The organism is Methylobacterium sp. WL19, assembly GCF_008040005.1.
Lineage (GTDB): Bacteria > Pseudomonadota > Alphaproteobacteria > Rhizobiales > Beijerinckiaceae > Methylobacterium > Methylobacterium bullatum.
Map to the genome: position 1 here is coordinate 1 of NZ_VRVC01000176.1, position 7482 is coordinate 7482.

Genomic DNA, 7482 nt, shown 5'->3' on the forward strand with positions numbered 1-7482 from the left:
GCCGTCGCCGCCCCCGAGGAAATCGGCCCCTTCGCCGCCGGCGAGGGTGTCGTCTCCGGCCAGGCCGCTCAGCGTATTGGCGGCGGCGTTACCGACGAGGTTGTCGTCGTAGCCCGAGCCTTCCAGGTTCTCGATGCTGACGAGGGTGTCGTCGTTGGCATCGCCGTAGAGCACCTTGCCGAGGGACAGGTCGATATAGACGCCGGCGCTCGACCCCGCATAGCTCGCCGTGTCGATCCCGTCGCCGCCGTCGATCCTGTCGGCGCCCGCGCCGCCCTCCAGCTTGTCCGCGCCGCCGTTGCCGGAGAGGCTGTCGTTGCCGCCGCGTCCCAGGAAATCGTCGGCCGAGGCCGCGCCGACGAAGGTGTCGTCGAAGTTACTGCCGGTATAGCGTTCGATCGAGGAGAACAGGTCACCGGCGGCGTCGCCGGCATGGTTTCCGGTGGTCAGGTTCACTGTGACGCCGGCGCTGCCGTCGAACCCCGCGATGTCGAACCCGTCGCCGCCGAACACGATATCCGCCCCGGCGCCCCCCACCAGGGTATCGTTGCCGGCCTCGCCATAGAGGATGTCGTTCGCCCCCAGGCCCCGCAGCCTGTCGTCGCCGCCGCCGCCGTACAGGCTCGATGTCGTGGATGCGCCGCTGAACGTATCGGCGTAGGCCGACCCGTAGACGCCCTCGATCCCCGTGATCGTATCGCCGTTGGCGTAGCCGCCGAGCACCTTGCCGACCGACAGGTCCACCGTGACGGCCGCCGTCGAACCGGCATAGCTGGCATAGTCGAACCCGGCCCCGCCATCGAGGACATCGTTGCCGGCGCCCCCGGAGAGGGAATCGCTACCGCCGAAGCCGTAGATCCGGTCGTTCCCCCCGTTCCCCGTCAGGGTGTTTCCGCTGGCATTGCCGTAGATCGTGTCGTTGCCCGACCCGCCGACCGCCGCCTCGATCACCGTGTTCCGGGCGATGGCGACGTTGTCGGTCATGCTGCCGATGTCGGAGAAGGTGCCCGCGCCGAGATCGATCAACTGGTTCGTGGTGAATCCCGACACGTCCAGGGTGTCGTATCCCCCCGCATCGTAGATCGCGATGACGGGGTCGGTGTTCAGGGTGAAATCGAAGGCCCCGCGGCCCGCATTGGCGTTGAACCCGTAGGTCGTGTTGCCCACCCGGGTGTTGGGATCGGCCCCGTACTTGGCCTGGATCGCCGCGATGTCGTCGAGGAGCGGCGTCGCGCCGTAGGTCACGTTGAAACTGCGGCCGATATGATCGACGCCGGTCCCGTCCTCACTTGCGTCGAAATAGGACATGACGGTGTATTTCCGCGTGTCCTGCGCGTATTCGGCGTTGCCGTCATACGTGATCGACCCACCGGACCCGGCATTGTACTTGCCGGGATGCGAGAGGCCGAGGGTGTGGCCGATCTCGTGGACGTAGGTCTGGACCCCGTAGCCGCCATAGAACATATCGGCATCGGTATCGTGACTCGTCCAACTCGAATTCATCCAGACCCGCTGCTTGGTGATCGTGTCGACGCCGTTATTCCCCTGGGTCACGGTCGGTGAGGCATAGGTTCCGCCCCCCCGGGTGACGGAGGTATAGGCGAAGCTGATGTCGTGATTGGTCGCGGACGTGGTCTCCACGAGGTCGATGGCGATCAGGTCGTCCCAGAGCTCGAAGGCTTCGCGCGCCCGGTCGACCATCAGCGTGGTCATGACCCTGAACCCGGTCGCTTCGCTCGCATTACTGCTCGGCGGCGAGGTCGAGGGAATCGCGTAGGTCAACTGCGTCCCCGCCCAGGTCCGGGCGTCGTTCTCGGCCGGCTGGCCGGCGGCGACGGTCCACGAGGTGGTGAGCTGGTCGATGACCCTGGCGAGATCGCCCGGGGGAGGGGCGGAGACCGCGGTCGCCGCGAGCGAGGCGCTCCCCGCCGACGGCCCGGACATCCAATGCCGGGACACGTAGCCCGGCTCATCGCTGCACAGGATGCACATCGCCCGATTTCTCCCGTGAGTCCCCGAGCCCGCGCGCCGATCCAACGGCTCGCGAGAAGAAGAACTTTGCGTGGATGCCCTGGAAGCATCGCCCTCGAATCGGTCCGTCCGACCGACTCAAGCGCTACCATGCATAAGTAATGGATGCTACCAAAACAGAACCAAAATAGTGATCGCGATAGTATTCGATGGCAAGATTCAGAAAATGGTATCCTTCGATGGTACCAAAACCAGAAAATACCGGCACAGCTCCCGCAATGGCGGGCCGTCGTCGAAACGCCGCCGCCGCGACATCCTCACGGACAGCGCAACCGTGGCGACGCGTCGAGATGTCGGCGTCGGATCGTCTTGTCCGGGAGCGGGTACCGATCGCGCGGGATCAGGCCCTATGCCCGCAGGCGCAGGCGGTAGGCGTAGGAGTCGCCGCGAAAGAGCCCTTCGACATACTCGATCATGCGGCCATCGGCGCCGTAGGAACGGCGCTTGATGAGCAGGCAGGGAAGCGGTTCGGAAAAGCCGAAGACCGCGCATTCCTGCGGCTCGGGAGAGGCCGCCTCGATGGTCTGCTCGCAATCGACGAGAGGCGCGCCGCATTCCAGGAGGCGGGCATAGATGGAGCCCGACAGGTCCGCCTCGACGAGGCCGGGCGCGATGCCGACATCGTACCAGGCCTTCTCCACCGACAGGGGGATGCCGTCGCCGAGACGGACGCGCACGAGCCGGAGGAAGCGGGCCGTGGAGGAGAGGCCGAAGATCGAGGCGATGGAGCGGTCCTCGCCCACCGCCCGTTCGAGGATGCGGGTGGAGGGGACGCGCCCCAGTTCCTGCATCTCCTCGGTGAAGCCCTTGAGGCGCTCCATGCCGGGTTTGATGCGGCGGAAGCCGTCCTCGACGATGTAGCCGTTGCGGCCATGCGCGCTCACCAGCCGCTGCTGGCGCAGGGCATCGTAGCATTGCTGGACGGTCTTCCGGCTGATGCCGAGGTCGAGGGCCAGCTTTCGCTCGGCGGGCAGGGTGGCTCCGGCGGCAAGAAGACCATCCGTGATCATGGCCCGGAACTGGTGCTCCAGTTGCCGATACATCGGGAGAGCCGTGTCGTTCTGGATGCGGAGGCTCGCGAAAACGCTTTGTGTTCTGGTCAATGCGGCGGCATCGTAAGAAGGGCGGGCAGGGCGCGCGTCACACTCCCTCCCTTATATGACCTTGCGAGGGACTGGCCACATGGGAAGCGCCTTCGTGCTCGGCAGTTTCGTCGCGGCGGGCACGTTCCGGGTCGACCGGCTTCCCCGTCCCGGCGAATCGCTACTGGCCTCCGCCGTCGTCTGGGAGGCGGGCGGCAAGGGGTTCAACGTCGCCGCCGGCCTCAGCCGCCTGGGCGTGGAGGTGGACGGCCTGATCCCGGTCGGCACCGACCATCTCGCGGCACTGGCCGAGCCGGCACTCGTGCGGATGGGCCTGCCGGCCTCGATGATACGGGTCCATCCCGGCCCTACCGGCATCGGCGTCGGCTTCGTCGGAGCCGATGGCGAGAACTGCCTCGCGGTCCATCCCGGTGCCAACCTGCTCCTGTCGCGGGAGACCGTGCGGGCGGCGGCGGCGCGCATCGCCTCCGCCGCGATGGTGGTCGCGCAGTTCGAGATCGGCGACGGCCCCATCGCCGAAGCCTTCGCGATCGCCCGCGCCGCCGGCGTCCCGACCCTGCTCAACCCGTCGCCGTTCCGGATGACGAGGCCGGAGACCTTGGCGGAAATTCTGGCCTCCACCACGATCCTCGTGGTGAACGAGACCGAGGCGGAGGCCCTTTTCGGATCCCTGTGCCCCGGTCAGGCCGGCACCGGGACTCTGCGCGCGGCGGCGGAGGAGGTCGGGCGGGTGCTGCACGCGCGCGGCGTCGAGGCGCTGGCGATCACCTTCGGCGCGGCCGGGGCGCGGATCGTCCTCGGCGGTACGACGATCCTCGATCAGCCGGCCTATCCGGTGGCCGCCATCGACACGATGGGGGCCGGCGACGCCTTCACCGCCGGCCTCGCGGCCGGGCTCGTGGCGGGCAGGACCTGGGATGCGAGTTGCCGGATGGCGGCGGCCTGCGGCGCCCTCATGGTGACCCGCGCCGGAATCCTCGACGGCTTGCCCGATCCGGGGGAGGTGACGGCCTTCCTCCGCGCCCACGTGCCCGGGACGGCGGCCCCATGAGCCGAAGACCATGACCCGCGCAAGACCCTGACCTGCGCAAGACCCTGACCCGCACCGCGTTCGCGCGCAAGACGAGGAGCACATTCATGGCTGTGACGATCCGTGCCTTGGACCCTTCCTATGCGACGCTGGGGATCGCCCTTCACTTCCTCGCCCGCCGCGCGCCCTTCTCCGGCTTCCGCTTCGGCGACCTGACCCAGACCGTGGACGACCAGATCCGCCGCGGCCACGCGCTCTTCGCCTTCGACGACAGGCGGGTCGTCGGCTATCTCGGATGGCATCTCTACAGCCACGCGGAGGCCCGCGACTTCGCCCGGACGGGCAAGCCGCCACCCCTCGACCGGCCCGACGGCGCCGATGTGGCCTGGGTGATGACGGCGGCCGCAGCCTTGCCGCAGACGCTGATGGCGCTCGTGGAGGCCGGCAAGGCCCTGAACATCGGCCGCCGGGCGATGGGCGTGCGCTACAGGACAACGGGCAAGCGTGTGATCTTCGATCAGCTGATCGCGCCGCGCCGCGCGACGACGGGCGCGGTCCGGGATGAGGATGGCGCCCGACCTCAGCGATAGGCGCCCTTCGCCTCGTCGAACGCGAAGGTCCTGGCATCCCGGTCCGTCGCGGGACGGACCTTTCCGTCCTCGCCACGGACCGTGCCCGTGAGGGTGACCCGGACGGGAGGCCATGCGAGGGGCTTGAACGACTCCTCTGGCAGGATCTCGAGCCGGCCCTCGCTCTTGCCCATCCGGCAGGGCTCGCCGTCATCGGTATCGCAGGCGGCGGTCTCGTCGGACCCGGCGGGGACCTCCCCCGCCACGCTCCAGCGCAGCGGCACCTTGCTGAATTGCAGCAGGAGAAACGAGAAGCTGCGCGCGCCCGCCGCTCCATACGAGGTGAGGCGCAGGCCCATCACCAGGCGCACCCGGTTCACGGCCCTGGTCACCGCCCCGAGACCCTCGTCCACCTGCGGAGCGTCCCCGTTGCGGTTGCCGGTGCCGATGCGCCCGATCTCGGTCTGCACACCCTTGAGGCGCCAGCGCGAATCCTCGAACGCGAAGGTCGCCGCCGCGACGGTCCGCCGGTTGGGCGTGTCCGCGTCCTCACCCGGCGCCGGCATCGTCGCGAAGCCCGTGAACCAGATCCCGGTGGCGGCGGGGATCATCGCCCCGTACCAGAACGCCGCCGTGCGGCCGTCCTTCATCCGGCAGGTCCCGGTCTCCGTGCGCGCCGGATTCCCGCAGATCGCCGCCAGCACCGTCTCCTCGGGCGGCCCGACGAGGTCCGGATCGGCCGCGGCGGGGGAGACACCACCGATGGCCGAGGCCGCCAGAGCCAGCAGCGCCGGCGCGCTCACGCGGGCCGAACGCCCGCACAGTCCCTTCAATCGCTTCATGCCCTTCGATCGCCTCATGGGGCCGAGCAATGCCACGGGCGTCGCCGGTCCGACACCGGGACAGATGTACGATGGCCGGGACCGGGGCCGGTCACCCGCACACCCCGGCATCGGCCGCCTTCGCCGCAGCCGCGGAACGGGAGGTGACGTCGAGGGCCCGCAGGAGCGCCGAGACATGGACCCGGACCGTGAACGGGGAGATGTCCAGTTCGCGGGCGATCTCCTTGTTGGTGTGCCCCATGGCGACGAGGCGCAGGACGTCGCGCTGGCGCTGCGTCAGGGCCGGCAGGGGAGAGCGCGGCGCGGAGAGGCCCGAGGCGAGGTCGCGCCGGATCACGAATTCGCCATTGCGGATCGCCGAGATCGCCCGCGCGATCTCCTTCGCGGGCAGGGATTTGCGGATGAATCCGTCGGCGCCCTCGGCCATGACCGCGCGGATCACGGCGTCGTCCTCGATCATCGAGACGACGACGATCGAGGCCCTCGGAAGCTCCTGGCGCAGCGCACCGATGGCGCGATGGGGATCGAGGCCGGAAAACACGGGGTCGAGGAAGACGATTTCCGGCGGCGGCCCCGCGCGCGACAGCGCCAGAACCTGTTCCAGCGTGGCGGCCTCCTGCACGAGCGCTTCCGGGTAGAGCCGTTCGGCGATGTGCACCATCCCCGCGCGGAACAGCGGATGGCCATCGGCGACGATGATCGTCTCTTTCACCGTTCCACTCACTCCACTCCCGATCACAAGATCGGACTTAGCCCCCATGCGACCGGATTGGCTGTCTAGAGCTGCGCCCGACCACGTTGGGTCGGGCGCAGCTCTAGACCTTTGTTGTGCCGCGCTCTTTTTCGCCGAACCGGCATCCACTTCGGCGGAGAGCGCTCTAGTGCCAGGCAAGGGGCAGGAGGGGTCAAGGCCAAGGCCATAGGTCATGTGTACTAGTAGACCGGTTTTTGGCGGGTGCATAGAAGCTCGAACGAATAACGAACGCATCTTCGCCGAGAATTTTTAGAATAATTTTAATTCATGCGATGAGCGATGTTCGTGCGAAAGACGAAACCCAACAAAATGCAGCGAATAGGTTGAGTCAGTCAAGATAAAGGGCCGGATCAATGTCGAATACTGAGCACCAGACGCAGGCTCAGGTTAAGGGCGCCGAGAGCAAGGCCGCCCCGTCCGGACCGGGCCCGTCGAAGCCAGCCCTCTCTCCGAGCGTCATCGCCCTCGCGGGCGGCGTCGTGGCGGCGGGCGCCATCGCGGGTTTCCTGCTCCTGAGCGGCGGTGGGGAGACGGCCGGGACCGTGGAGCGGCCGGCCCTGAACCTCGTCAAGACGAGCGAGATCGACAAGGCCGCCGAGACCCTGGTGCCGGAGGAGAAGGAGAAGCTCGTCAGTCAGGCCAAGGCCTGCACCGCGCCCCTCGGCAATATGCGCCTGTCGAAGATGACGGCGAATGCCGGCGGCGTGGTGCGTATCCGGGCGGGCAACTACCTCTCGCCGGCCTTCAACGTCGCCGAGGGGCCGATCAACATCGCGGTCCCGTTCCCCGCCCCCTACGAGGTCGGCAAGGGAGAGATCGTCGTCGAGGGCGCGGCCAAGGACGTCTTCTTCGAGCTGACGCCGGGCCTGAAGATCGACACGACGGGCGGCGTCCAGCGGATCCCCGTCATCTGGAACACCAGCAAGCCCTGCGGAGGCTGACCGATGTCGAAATCCGCCATCATCCCGTTCGTCATCTCGGGACTTCTCGTCGCGATCCTGACGCCTTTGCTGATGAGCACGGAGTACGGGCCGGTGGCATGGTGGAACGCCGCCGGAAGCGAATTGCGCTGGCAGGCCGCCATCGGGTCGGCCGCCGCCCTCTTCGCCGCCCTCGGCCTCGTGGTGACGGCCACGGCCGCGCGGCGGTCCTA

7 protein-coding genes and 1 pseudogene are annotated in these 7482 nt (G+C 68.1%); 4 read left to right on the forward strand and 4 right to left on the reverse strand.

All coding sequences use genetic code 11. From position 1 onward, the window contains the following. Positions 1-1992, reverse strand: a 1992-nt coding sequence (locus FV220_RS22945; RefSeq protein ID WP_147833354.1) for a M10 family metallopeptidase C-terminal domain-containing protein, incomplete at its 3' end; no start/stop codon positions are given. A gap of 386 nt (positions 1993-2378) precedes the next feature. Continuing rightward, entirely contained in the window at positions 2379-3074 is a 696-nt protein-coding gene (locus FV220_RS22950; protein ID WP_187273509.1) for a GntR family transcriptional regulator, read from the reverse strand. Positions 3075-3213: 139 nt separating this feature from the next. On the opposite strand from FV220_RS22950, the gene FV220_RS22955 reads away from it, so the two are divergent. Together FV220_RS22955 and FV220_RS22960 are read left to right on the forward strand one after the other, a co-directional pair. Beyond that, the gene (locus FV220_RS22955) at positions 3214-4185 is read left to right on the forward strand and encodes a PfkB family carbohydrate kinase (protein WP_187273510.1); all 972 of its coding nucleotides are present in this window, start codon (positions 3214-3216) and stop codon (positions 4183-4185) included. A gap of 86 nt (positions 4186-4271) precedes the next feature. Next, a complete protein-coding gene (locus FV220_RS22960) occupies positions 4272-4754 on the forward strand; it encodes a hypothetical protein (protein ID WP_056142196.1) in 483 nt (160 codons plus the stop codon). On the opposite strand, the gene FV220_RS22965 is transcribed toward FV220_RS22960, so the two are convergent. Both FV220_RS22965 and FV220_RS22970 read right to left on the reverse strand, forming a co-directional pair. Then, positions 4745-5575: a hypothetical protein gene (locus FV220_RS22965; RefSeq protein ID WP_147833357.1), complete on the reverse strand. Its 831-nt coding sequence runs from the start codon at positions 5573-5575 to the stop codon at positions 4745-4747. The two genes, FV220_RS22960 and FV220_RS22965, sit on opposite strands and share 10 nt — an antisense overlap. Positions 5576-5666: 91 nt before the next feature. Continuing rightward, positions 5667-6299, reverse strand: coding sequence for a response regulator transcription factor (locus FV220_RS22970; protein ID WP_056142190.1), 633 nt, complete (start codon positions 6297-6299; stop codon positions 5667-5669). Between the two features lie 383 nt (positions 6300-6682). On the opposite strand from FV220_RS22970, the gene FV220_RS22975 reads away from it, so the two are divergent. Together FV220_RS22975 and FV220_RS22980 are read left to right on the forward strand one after the other, a co-directional pair. Further along, on the forward strand, positions 6683-7270 hold the full coding sequence (locus tag FV220_RS22975; protein ID WP_018043946.1) for a hypothetical protein: 588 nt from the start codon (positions 6683-6685) through the stop codon (positions 7268-7270). Positions 7271-7273: 3 nt separating this feature from the next. Then, positions 7274-7482: pseudogene (locus FV220_RS22980) on the forward strand (ATPase); the annotation flags it as partial.